This is a genomic window from Erythrobacter sp. LQ02-29, from assembly GCF_022576075.2.
In the GTDB taxonomy this organism is placed as follows: domain Bacteria; phylum Pseudomonadota; class Alphaproteobacteria; order Sphingomonadales; family Sphingomonadaceae; genus Alteriqipengyuania.
Map to the genome: position 1 here is coordinate 153,546 of NZ_JANCNT010000001.1, position 16,055 is coordinate 169,600.

The window sequence follows — 16,055 nt, forward strand, 5'->3', positions numbered from 1 at the left end:
AAGAGGACCGAGCCCATGGATTTCCAACCGACCGACCGGCAGCAGCACTGGCGCGACCGCGTGCGCCACTTCATCGAGGCCGAGGTTCGCCCGGCGGTCGCGACCTATCGCGAGCAGGATGCGAAGGGCGAGCGATGGAAAGTCATCCCCGTGGTCGAGGATCTGAAGGCCAAGGCGAAGGCGCAGGGCATCTGGAACCTTTTCATGCCGCCGCGCAACGACAGCCATCACCATGTCGACGAGAGCTTCGAGTTCGAAGGCCCCGGCCTCACCAATCTCGAATACGCCCTATGCGCCGAGGAGATGGGCCGCATCGGCTTTGCGAGCGAGGTCTTCAACTGTTCTGCGCCGGATACCGGAAACATGGAGGTGCTACACCGCTATGGCACCGCGCAGCAGAAGGAGGATTGGCTTAAACCTCTGATGAACGGCGACATCCGCTCCGCCTTCCTGATGACCGAACCCTTCGTGGCGAGCTCCGACGCGACCAATATCGAAACCCGCATCGAGCGGGACGGCGACGAATACGTCATCAACGGGCGCAAATGGTGGAGCTCGGGCGCGGGCGATCCGCGCTGCAAGGTCGCGATCGTGATGGGCAAGACCGATTTCGAGGCGCAGCGGCACGTGCAGCAATCGATGGTGCTGATGCCGCTCGACGCGCCGGGCGTCACCGTCCTGCGCCACCTGCCTGTGTTCGGTTACGACGATGCGCCGCACGGCCATATGGAGATCGAGCTGAAGGATGTGCGCATCCCCGCCACCAATATGCTGCTGGGCGAAGGGCGCGGCTTCGAAATCGCGCAGGGTCGCCTGGGGCCTGGTCGCATCCACCACTGCATGCGCACCATCGGCACCGCCGAGGAAGCGCTGGAGAAGATGTGCCGTCGCCTGCAATCGCGCGAGGCGTTCGGAAAGCCGGTGTACAAGCATTCGGTCTGGGAAGAGCGCGTTGCCCGCGCCCGTATCGACATCGAGATGACGCGCCTGCTTTGCCTGAAGGCCGCCGACATGATGGACAAGGTCGGCAACAAGGCCGCGAAGCAGGAAATCGCGATGATCAAGGTGCAGGCACCCAACATGGCGCTGCGCATCATCGACGACGCGATCCAGGCGCATGGAGGCGCGGGCGTGAGCGACGATTTCGGTCTCGCCAAGTCCTACGCCCACCAGCGCACCCTGCGCCTGGCCGATGGGCCGGACGAGGTCCACGCCCGCTCCATCGCGCGTATGGAGTTCGGCAAGCACGCCCCCGAGCCCGACGAGAGCGGTCTCGGCACCGGCGGCGCGGCACGGGCCAGCGCGGGTAGCGCCGCGGCCGGCGGAGCGCGCTGATGACGAAGGCAGCAATTCTCGAAAAGCCCGGCGAAGGTCTCGTCATCCGCGAGGTCGTGCTGGCCGAACCCGGCCCGCACGAGGTGCTGGTCGATGTGAAGGCGTGCGGCCTCTGCCATTCGGACCTGCATTTCATCGACGGACATTATCCGCACGCTCTGCCGACCATTCCCGGCCACGAAGCGGCGGGCGTCGTCCGCGCGGTGGGGCAGGAGGTGAAAACGGTAAAGCCGGGCGACCACGTGGTGTCGTGCCTGTCGGCCTATTGCGGGCATTGCGAGTTCTGCACCACGGGCCGTCTTGCCCTGTGCATCAGCCGCGACGTGCGACGGAGCCGCGACGCGGACCCGCGCATCACCTTCGAGGACGGGGAGGCGGTCAACCAGATGCTGAACCTGTCCGCCTTCGCCGAACAGATGCTGATCCACGAACATGCCTGCGTCGCGATCGACAAGGACATGCCGCTCGACCGGGCGGCGATCCTGGGCTGCGCCGTCACCACCGGTGCGGGCGCGATCTTCAACGCCTGCAAACTGGTTCCCGGTGAAAGCGTGGCGGTCGTCGGCTGCGGCGGCGTGGGGCTCGCCGCCGTCAACGCCGCGAAGATCGCGGGCGCGGGCAAGGTGATCGCGCTCGACCCGCTGCCGGAGAAGCGCCAGCTCGCCGAAGCGCTGGGCGCAACGCACACGATCGATGCGCTGAGCGATACCGCGGCGGACGAGGTGGTAAAGATCACCGGCGGAGGGGTCCATCACGCCATCGAGGCGGTGGGGCGCGAAGCCTCCGCCGCGCTGGCGATCAAGGTCCTGCGACGCGGGGGCACCGCGACCGTGCTCGGCATGATGCCGCTGGATTGCAAGGTGGGCCTCGGCGCGCTCGACCTGCTTGCGTCCAAGAAACTGCAGGGCGCGTTCATGGGCGACAACCGTTTCCCGGTCGACCTGCCGCGGCTGGTGGATTTCTACCTGCGCGGCCTGCTCGATCTCGACACCATCATCGCCGACCGCATTCCGCTCGAACAGATCAATGAAGGGTTCGACCGGATGCGAGAGGGGCACAGCGCCCGCAACGTGGTGGTGTTCGAGTAATGGCGAAGATCGATTACGAGAGCGAGATGGTCGGCACCGTGGAGGTGCCCGAACGCGACCGGCTGGACGAGGCGGCGCTGACGGCGTGGTTCGAGGATAACGTCGAGGGGTTTTCCGGGCCGATCTCGCTGGAGAAGTTCAAGGGGGGGCAGTCCAACCCGACCTACAAGGTGAAGACGCCCGGCCGCACCTACGTGCTGCGCCGCCAGCCCTTCGGCAAGCTGCTCCCTTCCGCTCACGCTGTGGATCGCGAATACACCGCGATGAGGTGCCTCGGTCCGACCGGATTTCCGGTGCCCAGGACCTACGGCCTGTGCGAGGATACCGAGGTCATCGGTGCCAAGTTCTTCGTCATGGACCTCGCCGATGGGCGCAATCTGTGGAACGGTGCGTTGCCAGATTACGAACCGGACCAGCGGCGCGAGATCTACCACGCGATGATCGACACGCTGGCGGACCTCCACCTGAAGGACCCGCAGGCGATCGGCATGGGCGATTTCGGCAAGCCGCAGGATTACTGCGCGCGCCAGATCGCGCGCTGGAGCAAGCAGTACCGACTGTCGGAGACCGACACGATCCCCGAAATGGACCGTCTGATCGAATGGCTACCTGAGACGATTCCCGCGCAGCACGCCAGCGGCATCGTGCACGGCGACTACCGGCTCGACAACCTGATTTTCCACGCCAGCGAAAACCGCATCATCGCGGTCCTCGACTGGGAGCTGTCGACACTAGGCGATCCGGTCGCGGATTTCGCCTATTTCATGCTCAACTGGGTCAATCCGCCCGACGGGCGCGCGGGGATCGGCGGGCTCGACCATGCCGCGCTGGGCATCCCGACGCGCGAGGAAGCGGTGGAACGCTACGTCGCGCGCACCGGCTATCCCGTGCCGCCGATGGATTGGTACTTCGCCTACAACCTGTTCCGGCTGGCGGGCATCATGCAGGGGATCAAGAAGCGGGTGATCGACGGCACCGCCAGCTCCGCGCATGCGAAACAGATGAGCGAACGTGTCGCACCCCTCGTCGCCAATGCCTATCACTTCGCGAAGGAGGCCGGTCTCGACTGACCGGCCTTCCCTCGCGCAGGGTTAGAAATCGCGGTTGAAACGCACCAGCACACCCTGATCGTCGGGGGCCTGCGCATAATGGCCCGGCTGGCGGCGGTAGAAGGCGCTGGCCGAGAGCCCGCCACCCCATAGCGGGGTGCGCCAGTTGAGCTCGCCCATCACCTCGCGTCCGCTGGGCGCCAGCGACAGGGTGCGAATGCCGAACGTCGTCTCCTGGCTGGCGTAGTCGTAACCGACCGGCAGGTTGAGCGAGAGCCCGCCTGCCTCCACCCTGAGCGGCTGCGACAAGCGGAAACCGAACGCGTCGCCAGGGCGAAGGGTGTTCTCCCGGACCAGATCGAGTGACCACGCACCGCTGCGCATGGTCGATCCGCCCGCCACCAGCCCACCGCTATGCGCGCGGGTCATGCCCTGGCGCAGCGAAGCGCCCAGCCGCAGATCGCTCGCGAGGTTCAGCCCCAGCGAGGTATCGAGAAACAGGCTGTCGGCCCCGCGCGACCCGAAACTGTCGTTCAGATAGGCCCCCAGCACGGTGCGATCCTCGCGCAGCCATTCGATGCCGATGGTGGTCGCGACCGGGCCGATCTGGCGATCCGCCGCCACGCCGAAGCGGTTGAACGGATAGCGTTCGCGGCGCGCACCCGTCACGTCGATCCCGCGGCGGTAATTGCCCAGCCAGACATCGCCGCCGGCCGCGGTCAGCGTCAGGCTGGTGCGGCCCAGTGAGCGGCGCAGTGCGACGGCGGAACCCTCGCTTTTCTCGAAGCCGGTGTCACCGGCAGCATCGCCCGCTATCATGAAGGCGGGGCGATCCTGCCCCTGCATGTGCGCGGCCAGCCCTTCGGGACCTTCGGAAAAGGCGAAGCCCAGCTGCGTTTCCGGGTTTATCCGCAAGGCGACCCGTCCGGCGAGCACGCGTGCCTTCTCCGCATCGCCGGGCGCGAGCCGCAGGGGGTTGGACAGGGGCATGGTATCGCCGGACGACGCAACAGTGAAGGCCAGGCTGACTTTCGCATTGCCGGCAACGATGCGCCGGGTCGATGTGCCGACTGCGGCCCGCAGGCGACGTTCGACCGCCGCCCCCCGGGCTGCGGCGCCCAGGTCGATACCGTAGGCGCGATCGTACTTGTCGAGCATGACGGTCTTGAGCGAACTCGTGGCCAATGCGTCGCCCATCGCGCCCGAACCGACCAGCATATCGTCCGCCAGGGCGAACGCGGTGCCCGTCCCTGCCAGCGTGGTCCGGCCCTGCGGCGCGAAGGCTGCTGCGATGTCCAGAATACCGCGCCCGTAGATCGCGTCCGTGCCCGCCGCGCCTGCGTCGCGCGCGGTATCGAGCAGCAGCTTGACGATCTGCTGCCCGGTCAGGTTGGGGAAGGCTTGCGCCAGCAGTGCGACCGCGCCCGAAACCTGCGGGGCGGAGAAGCTGGTGCCTGAAAACAGCGAGACGAACTGCTGACCGTCGCGATTGGTGACCTTCAGTGTTCCGTCTTCGTATACGCAGCAGATCGATTCCCCCCGCGCGGACAGGAACGACGCGGCTTCCGCACCCGCGCGGTTGCTGAAGTCCGAAAACTCGCCATTCTCATCGACCGAGCCGACGATAATGACCGAACCACTGCCTGACTGCAGGATGCCGCGGCCGAAGGGATCGGGGTTGTCGGGATCGAGATCGGGTTCGGTCGAGTCGCCATCGTTGCCGGCAGCGACGATGATCACGACCCCGGCGGCGGCCGCGCGATTGACTGCGGTACGCAATTGCTCGCTGGGGCTGCCCCCGCCGAGGCTCAGATTGACCACCCGCGCCCCTGCCGCGACGGCGCGGTCTATCCCCGTCGCGATGTCGCGATCGGAGAAGGTGCACTCGACATCGTCGGGATCGTCCGGACCGGCGCAGGTGCCCGGCGTGTCGGCGCGATAGATCAGCAGATTGGCGTTGTAGGCAATGCCGACGACGCCGGTATCGTTGCGCGCGGCCGCCGCGACCAGCGCGACATTGGTGCCGTGATCGTCCTCCCCATCGAGCGAACGATTGCCCGCTACATCGCCGGAGCCGGCGAGGATGCGGCCGGCGAATTCGGGATTGTCCTGATCGATCCCGGTATCGATGATCGCGATCGCGGTATCCTTGCCGGTCGCGCCCTGCTGCCACGCGGTGATCGCGTTGTGATAGGCCGGCCCGTCCGATCGGCGATATTCCGCGGTGTTGAAGTTCGGGGGCGGCGGCGGGGGCGGAGGGGGAGGAGGCGTCGGTGCCGGGGTTACCGGCGGCTGCGGCGCGGGAGTGCTGATCACCCCGCCCCCACCATCGCCACCGCCGCCGCATGCGCTCAACGTAACCATCGCGGCTATGGCGGCGGCACCGCCGAGGCGGGCCCGATTATTGGTCGATGTCATGTGCGATCCCTGAAAGGTCAGTCCTCGATGGCGGTGTGGTCGATTGTCTATCATCACGATGCTATCGATATGGTTAATATCGCCCTGCCGGAGCGGTGGGAATTTGTAGATACCCCCGCTTGTCTCGCGCCCGGGCCCCCGCTAGCAGCGCGCGAAGCCCGAAAAAGCGACACGAGGTACCCGCAGGAATGACACAGGCGCTCCAGAGTGCGATCGATGCCGCGTGGGAAGATCGCGCGAACGTCACCCCCAACAGCCGCGGGGTCGCGCAGGCGGTCGAGGAAGCGATCGCCCTGCTCGACAGCGGCGAACGCCGTGTCGCCGAGCCCGACGGAACCGGCGGCTGGCAGGTCAATCAATGGCTGAAAAAGGCAGTCCTGCTGTCCTTCCGCCTGCGCGACAACGCCGTGATCGAAGGTGCGGTCGGCGCGCCCGCGTTCGACAAGGTGCCCAGCAAGTTCGCCGGCTGGAACGAGGCACGCTTTCGCGAGGCGGGCTTTCGCGTCGTGCCGGGCGCGATCGTGCGCCGGGGCAGCCATATCGGCAAGGGCACCGTGCTGATGCCCAGTTTCATCAATATCGGCGCCCATGTCGGCGACGGCAGCATGATCGACACCTGGGCCAGCGTCGGGAGCTGCGCGCAAGTGGGCGAGAACTGCCATATCTCCGCCGGGGCCGGGATCGGCGGCGTGCTCGAGCCGCTGCAGGCCAATCCCACGATCATCGGCGACAATTGCTTCATCGGCGCGCGGTCCGAAATCGTCGAGGGCGTGCAGGTCGGCGAGGGCTGCGTGGTCGCCATGGGCGTGTTCATTACCGCCTCTACCAAGATCGTCTATCGCGATAGCGGCGAAGTGATCCGCGGCCATATTCCGCCCTATTCGGTGGTCGTACCCGGATCGCTGCCGGGCGAGGCGGGCAAGCCGTCGCTTGCCTGCGCGGTGATCGTGAAGACGGTCGACGAGCAGACGCGGGCCAAGACGGGTATCAACGAGCTGCTGCGCGATTGACGCGCAGCCTGCCAGGGAACATGCTTACATGCCGCGCGCTTATGACCGGCATACAATCCGAGGGGACCACGATCATGGCCGACCGTAACGACAACACGCATATCGACGAAACCCGCGCCAGCGGCGGCAGCAAGGAAGGTGTGGTCCGCTGGGTACTGATCATCGGCACCCTGCTGGCGATCGTGCTCCTCACCGTCATCTGGATGACCGGCGCGTTGACGCAGGGCGACCAGGAAGAAGAGATTACCGCATCCGGCAATATCGAGGCGCAGGCCAACGACGACAGCATCGTCGGCGACGGGGCGGATGCCGGCGAAGGCGTGGCGACGGATCAGAACCAGCTCGATAACGGGCTGGAGGTGATCGACAACGATCCTACAACCCCCGCGACCTGATCCGCTTCTGATGGAACCTCCTTCTCCCCCTCGCCGTTTCGGATGACGTCGAGGAGCGGCGAAGGAGGTATTCGATGAGCAATTCCAACAGTTTCCAGACCGGGCAATATGTCCAGTGGAACTGGGGCAACGGCATCGGCAAGGGCCAGATCAAGGAGCGCTTCGAGCGCGAGGTGACTCGCACCCTGCAGGGCAGCGAGATCACCAAGGACGGCGATTCCGACAACCCCGCATATCTGATCAAGCAGGACGATGGCGACGAGGTGCTGAAGCGCGGATCCGAACTGGAGGCGCAGGACTGATGCCGGCAAAATCGAAAGCACAGCAGAAGGCCGCAGGCGCGGCCCTGTCCGCGAAGCGCGGCGACACCAAGGTTTCCGACCTGCAAGGCGCCTCCAAGCAGATGTACGACAGCATGAGCGAGGACGAGCTGGAGGATTACGCCTCCACCGATCGCGAAGGCCTGCCCGATAAGGTCGACGACGACGATTAAGTCGTCCGGGCGTGCACGCCCTTCCCTCCCCCGCCTATTGCGGTGCGGGAGAACGGTAGGTGACGCTGCCGTCGGGTCGTGAGACCGGCTCCCGTCCACCGGGTGCAGGCTCCAGCGCACTCGGGTTGGGGCGCGGGGCGGGACGCGGCGATGGCGAGGAGGGCAGCCGCCGCCCGGTCGCGCGTTCCAGGAAATCGTCGCCCGCCGCCTGCGGGGCACCGTCCTCGCCCATGTCCGGGCGACGCTGGGTGGAGCCGGGTGCGCCGGGCGTGGGCACTGCGGGTGAGGCATTTCCATTATCGTCCGGCGCGCGCCGCCCCGGTTCAACCAGATTGCCCTGCTCGTCGATGTAGTAATACTCGTCCGGATCGCCGAAATAGAACTCGTCGTCCGGCTCGGTCTGCCATTCGGGCAATTCCACGTCGGTCTCGAATTCCTCCACCGGTCGATCCTTCACCGCGTACCGCATATAGGCGGAGAATGCCTGTGCTGGGGCCCGCCCCCCGGACAGTCCGCCGACCGCCCGGTTGTCGTCGCGCCCCATCCATACGCCGGTGGTGATCCCGCTGGAGAAGCCGACGAAATAGCCATCCTTGTTGGAGCTGGTGGTGCCTGTCTTGCCCGCTACGGGCCGGCCAATCTGGGCCGCGCGCCCGGTGCCCGTGGCGACCGCCGTCTGGAGGAGATCGGTCATCTCCATCGCAATATAGTCCGCCACCAGCTTCACCTGCCGCTCGGGCTCATGTTCATAGACGGTGCGCCCGCTGGCGGTGGTGACCTTCACGATGCCATAGGGCTCTACCGATTTGCCGCCCGCCGAAATCCCGGCGAAGGCGCGGGTCATGTCGATCAGCCGCACGGTCGAACTGCCCAGCACCATCGCCGGATAGGTGGATATATCGGTGGTGATGCCAAACCGGCGGGCCATCGCCGCGACATTGTCGAACCCGACCTCGTTGCCCAGTTGCGCCGCGACGGTGTTCTTCGAATAGGCGAAGGCGCTGCGCACGTTCATCTCGCCCGCATAGCCGCCCCCCGAATTCTTCGGGCTCCACCCTTTGATCGTGACCGGCCCGTCCACAACCCGGTCGTCGGGCTTGTAGCCCGCCTCCAGCGCGGCGAGATAGACGAACAGCTTCCATGCAGAGCCGGGCTGGCGCTGCGCATCGGTCGCCCGGTTGAAGCTCGTTTTCACGTAATCGGTCCCGCCGACGAGCGCCAGCACCGCGCCGTCGCGATCGAGGCTGACCAGCGCGCCCTGCGCGCCCTTGGGCGCGTTCGCCTTCACCGCGGCGGTCGCCGCCCGCTGCATCCCGACATCGAGCGTGGTCCAGACCTCGATCGGTTCGAACGTTTCGGGCAACAGCACATCGAGCTGGGGCAGCGCCCAGTCGGTGAAATAGCGCACCGAGTTCTGGCTCGCGTCCTTCTTCAGCTTGACCGCCGAGGGGTCGACCGATGCCTGCGCCGCGCTGATCCGGCCCTGTTCGCGCATGAGGCGAAGCACGACCTGCGCCCGGTCGACCGCCGCGTCGACGTCGGCGGTGGGCGAATAGCGGCTGGGGGCCTTCACCAGTCCGGCGATGATCGCCGCCTCGGCGGTGTTGAGCTCGGTGCCGGGATGGCTGAAGAATTTCCGGCTGGCGCTGTCGATGCCGTATGCTCCGCCGCCGAAATAGACCTTGTTGAGATAGAGTTCGAGGATCTGCTGCTTGGAGAATTTCGCCTCCAGCGCCAGCGCCAGCACCCCTTCGCGCATCTTGCGGTCGAGCGAGCGGTTCGAATTGAGGAAGATGTTACGCGCGAGCTGCTGGGTGATGGTCGATGTCGCGGCGATGCGCTTGTCTCCGGTCATCGCCACGTACAGCGCACGCGCCAGGCCGTAGGGATCGACGCCGGGGTGCGAATAGAACCTTCGGTCCTCGACCGAGATCATCGCATCCTTCATCACCTGCGGGATTTCGGAGCTGTCGAGCCATTTGCCGTAGCTCGGCCCCAGTTCCACGATCTCCGTCCCGTCGCGGGCACGCACGACGATGGTCTGCGCGTTCTGGGTCGCCTTCAATTGGGAGAAGCTGGGCAGCTCCTTGGCCGCGAACAGCACCGCGATGCCCAGGAACAGCGCGCCGAGCCCCGCCAGCACCGCGCCCCAGCCGACCAGCCGCCGGGTCCATTTCCAGAACCCGCTGCCCTGCTTGGCCTGTGGCTTGCGCCCCTTGCCCTTGCGGTTGCCGCTACCGCCGCGCCGTTGCGCCATTCATTCCCTCCAGCGGGGTGTCACCCGCCGCTATCCGATACGATCCGAACGGGACCGGTGCCAGCGCCTAGCGTAATGCGGCGTGAACGGCAAAGCCGGAAGGGCGAGGTGGCGACGTCAGGCTTCTTCCGGTTCGAACTGGAGCGCGGCGCTGTTGATGCAATAGCGCAGGCCGGTCGGCTGCGGACCGTCGGGGAAGAGATGCCCCAGATGGCTTTCGCAATTCGCGCAGACGACCTCGGTCCGCACCATGCCGTGGCTGGTGTCGCTGTGCTCTTCCACCGCGTCGCCATCGGCCGGGCGCACGAAGCTGGGCCAGCCAGATCCGCTGTCGTACTTGTCCTCGCTCTCGAAAACCAGGCGACCGCACGCGGCGCAGTGATATTCGCCCGCCTGCTTGTTCTTGTCGTACTTGCCGGTGAAGGCGCGCTCGGTACCGGCCTCGCGCAGCACGTGATATTGCTCGGGGCTCAGGCGCTCGCGCCATTGCTCGTCGGTCAGTTCCAGCTTGTCGGTCATCGCATTCTCCTTCGCGTCGGTTTCCCATATGGGGCCCAACGCGAAAGCCGCAATTATCCGTCGAGATCGGCGTACTGCTCGGGCGGACGGATTCCGTCCATGCGTTCCGCCAACAGGGCGCGGAAACTGGGCCGGCTCTTGAAGGCGTAGTACCAGCCGCGCGTCGAATCGTGCCCTTTCCAGTCGATCCCGCCCAGATAATCCGCGACCGAGATATGCGCCGCGGCGGCCAGGTCGGCGACGCTCATCTGCGATCCGGCCAGCCAGCTGCGATTGTCGACCAGCCAGTCGAGATAGTCGAGATGGGCGTGCGCCAGCTTCATCGCCTCGCGCAACACGCGCGAATCGGGCGGCTCGCGCAGCACCAGCCGCTTCTTCATCCGCTCGTGCAGCAGCGGCATGGTGACGTCGCCGAACAGCGTTTCATCGAACAGCGCGACCAGCCGGCGGATTTCCGCCCGGTTCGCGGCGGTGCCGTTGATCAGCGGGCTCTTGTCGACCGTCTCTTCCAGATATTCGCAGATCGCCCGGCTGTCGCACAGCGCGATACGGCGCTCGCGATCCTCCAGCACAGGGACGCGGCCTGCGGGGTTCGCGGCCCAGAAATCGTCCCCCGCATCCCACGGGTCCGTCCGGACAAGCTCGTAGCCGATGCCCTTTTCCCCCATGAGCAGGCGGACCTTGCGGCTGAAGGGGCAGAGCGGGAACTGGTGAAGCATCCACATGGCACCTCCCCATGCCGCATGGGCGCGGCGCGGTAAACGGGGCCGCGTGCAAAAACCCGGCTAAATCAGACGTCCGCCATGTCAGATGCCGGATGCCTCCAGCGTCAGCAGGCAGGGCGGCATCGCGCGGTCGAGCGTGTCCTGCTGGCGGAAATCGCGCGCCGCCTCTTCCATCAGCGCGGCGACCTGGGCGCGGGTCAGGCCGGCCTCGTCCATCAGCTGGGCGGAGGCGCGGACGAAGAACTCACGCCCCCGCTCTCGCAAATCCGGCCATTTCGAGGCCCCGGGGTCGCCCGCGGCCTGATCGTGCGCGACCAGCGCGAAGGCGGCGGCGCAGCGCAGCAGCGTGCGCTGCTCGAGCGAGATTGCGGGCGGCGGCGCGGATGCCTGCGCGGCGATTTGCGCCGGGAGCGAGACCGCGATAAGCGCTGCCGCGACTGCTTGGAAACGAAAGGCCATCCCGGCCCGTTAGTGCCACGAGACTTAACCTGCGCCAACGGGCCGCAGAGAATTTCGAACCCCGGACGGAGGAACCTGCACATGAGCAATTATCCCGAACTGAAGATGCTGATCGGTGGTAGCGCTATCACCGGCGACGGTCGCGACACGATCGAGGTGAAAAATCCCGCCAATGGCGAGACGCTCGCCGCCCTCCCCTCGGCCAGCACCGCCGATCTCGACCAGGCACTGGAAAATGCCGAGAAGGGCTTTCACGAATGGCGCAAGACCAGCGCGGACAAGCGCGAAGCGATCCTGCGCAAGGCTGCGGGCCTCCTGAAAGAGCGCGCGGGCGACATCGCCGAGGCGCTGACCTATGAGCAGGGCAAGCCGCTGGCCGAGGCCAAGGGCGAGACCATGTATTCGGCCATGCTGCTCGAATTCTATGCCGGCGAGTGCAAGCGCATCTACGGCCGCACGTTGGTCCGCCCCGAAGGCGCGCGGGCCGAGGTGCAGTATCACCCGGTCGGCCCCGTGGCGGGCTTCTCGGCGTGGAACTTCCCCGTCCTCAACGTCATGCGCAAGATCGGCGGCGCGCTCGCTGCGGGTTGCTCCACCATCGTCAAGCCGAGCGAGGAAACCCCGGCTGCGGGCATCGCGCTGGTGCAAGCGCTGCTCGACGCGGGCGTGCCGGGCGATGTGGTCCAGTGCGTCTTCGGCGTGCCGGACGAGGTCAGCCGCCATCTGCTCGCCTCCCCGATCATCCGCAAGGTCACCTTCACCGGCTCCACCGCGGTGGGCAAGCACCTGTCGAAGCTGGCGGCCGAGGATCTGAAGATCACCACCATGGAGCTGGGCGGACACGCCCCGGTGCTGGTGTTCGAGGATGCCGATCTCGACAAGACGCTCGATACGATGGTCGCCAACAAGTACCGCAACGCCGGGCAGGTCTGCGTCAGCCCGACCCGCTTCCTGATCGAAGAGAACATCTTCGAGAAGTTCCGCGACGGCTTCGTCGAACGCGCGAAGGCAGTGAAGGTGGGTAACGGCTGGGAAGACGGCACGCAGATGGGCCCGATGGCGAGCGAACGCGGGCCGGACGGCGTCGCGTCCAAGATCGCCGATGCGAAGGACAAGGGCGCCAACCTGGCGCTGGGCGGCGAACGGATCGGCAATCTGGGCAATTTCTTCGAGCCTTCGGTGCTGACCGAAGTCTCGACCGATGCCGAGATCATGAACGAGGAGCCGTTCGGCCCGGTCGCGATCCTCAACCCGATGAAGGGCGAGGACGCCATGATCGAGGAGGCAAACCGCCTGCCCTATGGCCTAGCGGCCTATGCCTGGACCAACGACGTCGCCCGCCGCCGCCGGCTTGCCGCGGAAGTCGAGGCGGGGATGCTGGCGATCAATACCGGCGGCGTCAGCGCGGCCGACGCCCCCTTCGGCGGGGTCAAGTGGTCCGGCCACGGGAGCGAGGACGGCCGCGAGGGTGTGATGGCGTGCATGGTTCCCAAGACCATCCACGAAGGCTAATCGCCGCCATCATTCCCTTCCCAGTCCCGCCAATGGAGACCCGTGCATGAAAACCCGCGCCGCCGTCGCGTTCGAAGCCAAGCAGCCCCTGGAAGTCGTCGAGGTCGATCTCGAGGGGCCGAAGGAGGGCGAAGTCCTGGTCGAACTGATGGCGACCGGGCTTTGCCACACCGATCTCTACACCCTCTCGGGCAAGGATTCGGAAGGGTTGTTCCCTTCCATCCTGGGCCACGAAGGGTGCGGCGTGGTGCGCGAAGTCGGCCCGGGCGTCACCAGCGTGAAGCCCGACGATCACGTCATCCCGCTCTACACCCCCGAATGCCGCCAGTGTAAGATGTGCCTGTCGGGCAAGACCAATCTGTGCAGCGCGATCCGCGAGACGCAGGGCAAGGGGCTGATGCCCGACGGGACCAGCCGCTTTTCGTACAAGGGGCAGACGATCCACCATTACATGGGCACGTCGACCTTCTCGAACTTCACCGTCCTGCCCGAAATCGCGGTGGCGAAGATCCGCGAGGACGCCCCCTTCGACACCACCTGCTATGTCGGCTGCGGCGTCACCACCGGCGTGGGCGCGGTGGTCAACACCGCCGACGTGCGCCCCGGCGACACCGTGGCGGTGTTCGGCCTGGGCGGGATCGGCCTCAACGTCATCCAGGGCGCGAAGTTGGCCGGCGCGGGGATGATCATCGGCGTCGATCTCAATTCGGACCGCGAGGAATGGGGCCGCAAGTTCGGCATGAGCCATTTCGTCAATGCCAAGGAGACGGACGACGTCGTCGCGAAGATCATCGAGATGACGGGCGGCGGGGTGGATTACAGCTTCGAATGCATCGGCAATACGAACGTGATGCGCCAGGCGCTGGAATGCTGTCACAAGGGCTGGGGCACCAGCGTCATCATCGGCGTGGCCGAGGCGGGCGCGACGATCGAGACACGCCCCTTCCAGCTCGTGACCGGGCGCAACTGGCGCGGCACCGCCTTCGGCGGGGCGAAGGGTCGCACCGACGTGCCCAAGATCGTCGACTGGTACATGGACGAGAAGATCCAGATCGACCCGCTCATCACCCACCGCTTCAGTCTGGACGAGATCAATCACGGCTTCGACCTGATGGAAAAGGGCGAGAGCATCCGCGGCGTCGTGATCTACTGAGTGCCGACCGTGCAGGACCCGGTCAATCTCGCCGCCAAGTTCGAAGGAATAGAGGCGCATTGGGCGCCGCGTATCGTTGGTCAATATAACGATAACGACATCCGTATCGTGAGGGTCGAAGGGGAATTCGTCTGGCATACGCACGAAGAGACCGACGATCTCTTCCTCGTGCTGGAAGGCAAGATCGAAATCGAACTGCGCGACCGCACCGTAAAGCTTGGCCCTGGTGAACTGTTCGTGGTGCCGCGTGGAGTCGAGCATCGACCGGTCGCGCGCCATGGCGAGGCGAAGCTACTGATCATCGAGCCGAGTGGCACTGCAAACACCGGAGACCATGCTACGGCTACGGTAGCCACACCCATCTGAAGGAAGAGGAAAGCGACGTGCTCAATCACATCATGCTCGGGTCGAACGACATCGAGAAGTCGAAGAAATTCTACGATACCGTGCTCGCCACCCTAGGCGTGCGCGAGCCGATGAAGAACGTCGCGGCAAGCGGCCATGTCCGCTATTTCTACATGCATGATGGCGACGTCTTCGCGCTGACCCAGCCGATCAACGACGAACCGGCCGAATGCGCCAACGGGATGACCATCGGCTTCAAATGCGATTCGCCCGAACAAGTGACCGAATTCCACGATGTCGCGGTGGCCAACGGCGCGACATCGATCGAGGGCCCTCCGGGTCTGCGGGAAGCGAGCATGGGCTCGATGTATCTGTGCTATTTCCGCGATCCCGACGGCCACAAGATCTGCGGGCTCCACCGCGCATCGTGATGGAAACCGTCAGCGAGAACCGGAGCCACGGCGGGACGCAGGGCGTCTATTCGCACGATAGCCGGGAAACCGGGACCGAGATGACGTTCTCGGTCTTCGTCCCCGATCACGATCCGGGCACGAAACTGCCGGTCTTGTGGTATCTCTCCGGCCTTACCTGCACCCACGCCAACGTGACGGAAAAGGGCGAATACCGTGCCGCTTGCGCCGAACACGGCATCGTCTTCGTCGCACCCGACACATCCCCGCGCGGCGAGGGTGTGCCCGATGCTGACGGATACGACATGGGCCAGGGCGCGGGCTTCTATCTCGATGCGACGCAGGACCCGTGGGCGGACAATTTCCGCATGCGCTCCTATATCGAGCGCGAACTGCCCGCGCTGATCGAGCGACAGTTTCCGGTCGACATGGACCGGCAATCGGTAACCGGCCATTCGATGGGCGGGCACGGCGCGCTGACTTTTGGCCTGCGCAACCCCGACCGGTTCCGCTCGGTCAGCGCCTTCGCGCCGATCTGCGCCCCGGCGCAGGTGCCGTGGGGGGAGAAGGCGTTCACCAGCTATCTCGGCGAGGATCGCGCGGCCTGGGCCGAATACGATGCCGTCGCGCTGATCGGGAACGGCGCGCGGCTGCCGAACCTGCTGGTCGACCAGGGCACCGCCGACAACTTCCTCGAGGAAGGGCAATTGCGCCCCGACCTGCTGCGCGAGGCATGCGAGAATGCAGGAATCGAAGCGGAAATCCGGATGCACGAGGGGTACGATCACTCGTATTACTTCATCTCGACCTTCCTCGCCGAACATGTCGCCTGGCATGCGGAGCGGCTAAAAGCCTGAGGCTCTATGTCGTCACCCCAGGCTGGGGGA

At 65.9% G+C, this 16,055-nt stretch carries 17 protein-coding genes; 12 read left to right on the plus strand and 5 right to left on the minus strand.

Annotated elements, in window-relative coordinates; all coding sequences use genetic code 11:
- Positions 1 to 15: 15 nt before the first annotated feature.
- The 3 genes from MKP08_RS00720 to MKP08_RS00730 are packed head-to-tail and all read left to right on the plus strand — an operon-like array spanning position 16 to position 3,493.
- Complete coding sequence (locus MKP08_RS00720; protein ID WP_241554472.1) at positions 16 to 1,335, plus strand: acyl-CoA dehydrogenase family protein; 1,320 nt, start codon at positions 16 to 18, stop codon at positions 1,333 to 1,335.
- Complete coding sequence (locus MKP08_RS00725; RefSeq protein ID WP_241554473.1) at positions 1,335 to 2,423, plus strand: Zn-dependent alcohol dehydrogenase; 1,089 nt, start codon at positions 1,335 to 1,337, stop codon at positions 2,421 to 2,423. Before MKP08_RS00720 ends, MKP08_RS00725 begins: the two co-directional genes overlap by 1 nt.
- Entirely contained in the window at positions 2,423 to 3,493 is a 1,071-nt protein-coding gene (locus MKP08_RS00730) for a phosphotransferase family protein (RefSeq protein WP_241554474.1), read from the plus strand. Before MKP08_RS00725 ends, MKP08_RS00730 begins: the two co-directional genes overlap by 1 nt.
- Before the next feature lie 21 nt (positions 3,494 to 3,514).
- On the opposite strand, the gene MKP08_RS00735 is transcribed toward MKP08_RS00730, so the two are convergent.
- A complete protein-coding gene (locus tag MKP08_RS00735; protein ID WP_241554475.1) occupies positions 3,515 to 5,890 on the minus strand; it encodes a S8 family peptidase in 2,376 nt (791 codons plus the stop codon).
- Positions 5,891 to 6,078: 188 nt separating this feature from the next.
- On the opposite strand from MKP08_RS00735, the gene dapD reads away from it, so the two are divergent.
- From dapD to MKP08_RS00755, 4 genes are all read left to right on the plus strand, one after another.
- A complete protein-coding gene (gene dapD / locus MKP08_RS00740; protein WP_241554476.1) occupies positions 6,079 to 6,900 on the plus strand; it encodes a 2,3,4,5-tetrahydropyridine-2,6-dicarboxylate N-succinyltransferase in 822 nt (273 codons plus the stop codon).
- A 74-nt stretch (positions 6,901 to 6,974) separates the two neighbouring features.
- Positions 6,975 to 7,295 (plus strand): hypothetical protein, encoded by a 321-nt coding sequence (locus MKP08_RS00745; protein ID WP_241554477.1) that lies wholly within the window; start codon positions 6,975 to 6,977, stop codon positions 7,293 to 7,295.
- 74 nt (positions 7,296 to 7,369) lie between these two features.
- The gene (locus MKP08_RS00750) at positions 7,370 to 7,597 is read left to right on the plus strand and encodes a DUF2945 domain-containing protein (protein ID WP_241554478.1); all 228 of its coding nucleotides are present in this window, start codon (positions 7,370 to 7,372) and stop codon (positions 7,595 to 7,597) included.
- Positions 7,597 to 7,788 carry a DUF3008 family protein gene (locus tag MKP08_RS00755; RefSeq protein WP_241554479.1) on the plus strand — a complete coding sequence of 64 codons (192 nt, stop codon included), beginning with the start codon at positions 7,597 to 7,599 and terminating at the stop codon, positions 7,786 to 7,788. Before MKP08_RS00750 ends, MKP08_RS00755 begins: the two co-directional genes overlap by 1 nt.
- A gap of 34 nt (positions 7,789 to 7,822) precedes the next feature.
- Here the strand turns inward: MKP08_RS00755 and MKP08_RS00760 are convergent, their stop codons facing one another.
- The 4 genes from MKP08_RS00760 to MKP08_RS00775 all read right to left on the minus strand — a co-directional run bounded on the left by MKP08_RS00760 (position 7,823) and on the right by MKP08_RS00775 (position 11,748).
- Positions 7,823 to 10,045, minus strand: a complete 2,223-nt coding sequence (locus MKP08_RS00760; protein WP_241554480.1) for a transglycosylase domain-containing protein — start codon at positions 10,043 to 10,045, stop codon at positions 7,823 to 7,825.
- Positions 10,046 to 10,162: 117 nt separating this feature from the next.
- Entirely contained in the window at positions 10,163 to 10,564 is a 402-nt protein-coding gene (gene msrB / locus MKP08_RS00765; RefSeq protein WP_241554481.1) for a peptide-methionine (R)-S-oxide reductase MsrB, read from the minus strand.
- Positions 10,565 to 10,617: 53 nt separating this feature from the next.
- Entirely contained in the window at positions 10,618 to 11,289 is a 672-nt protein-coding gene (locus tag MKP08_RS00770; RefSeq protein WP_241554482.1) for a glutathione S-transferase family protein, read from the minus strand.
- Between the two features lie 81 nt (positions 11,290 to 11,370).
- Positions 11,371 to 11,748, minus strand: a complete 378-nt coding sequence (locus MKP08_RS00775; RefSeq protein ID WP_241554483.1) for a hypothetical protein — start codon at positions 11,746 to 11,748, stop codon at positions 11,371 to 11,373.
- Between the two features lie 81 nt (positions 11,749 to 11,829).
- On the opposite strand from MKP08_RS00775, the gene MKP08_RS00780 reads away from it, so the two are divergent.
- The 5 genes from MKP08_RS00780 to fghA are packed head-to-tail and all read left to right on the plus strand — an operon-like array spanning position 11,830 to position 16,025.
- Positions 11,830 to 13,260 (plus strand): NAD-dependent succinate-semialdehyde dehydrogenase, encoded by a 1,431-nt coding sequence (locus tag MKP08_RS00780; RefSeq protein ID WP_241554484.1) that lies wholly within the window; start codon positions 11,830 to 11,832, stop codon positions 13,258 to 13,260.
- A gap of 46 nt (positions 13,261 to 13,306) precedes the next feature.
- On the plus strand, positions 13,307 to 14,413 hold the full coding sequence (locus MKP08_RS00785) for an S-(hydroxymethyl)glutathione dehydrogenase/class III alcohol dehydrogenase (protein WP_215227437.1): 1,107 nt from the start codon (positions 13,307 to 13,309) through the stop codon (positions 14,411 to 14,413).
- A complete protein-coding gene (locus tag MKP08_RS14375) occupies positions 14,414 to 14,779 on the plus strand; it encodes a cupin domain-containing protein (RefSeq protein ID WP_241554485.1) in 366 nt (121 codons plus the stop codon).
- A 17-nt stretch (positions 14,780 to 14,796) separates the two neighbouring features.
- The gene (locus tag MKP08_RS00795; RefSeq protein ID WP_241554486.1) at positions 14,797 to 15,189 is read left to right on the plus strand and encodes a VOC family protein; all 393 of its coding nucleotides are present in this window, start codon (positions 14,797 to 14,799) and stop codon (positions 15,187 to 15,189) included.
- Complete coding sequence (fghA, locus tag MKP08_RS00800) at positions 15,189 to 16,025, plus strand: S-formylglutathione hydrolase (RefSeq protein WP_241554487.1); 837 nt, start codon at positions 15,189 to 15,191, stop codon at positions 16,023 to 16,025. The genes MKP08_RS00795 and fghA overlap by 1 nt, the downstream gene beginning before the upstream one ends.
- Positions 16,026 to 16,055 lie beyond the last annotated feature (30 nt).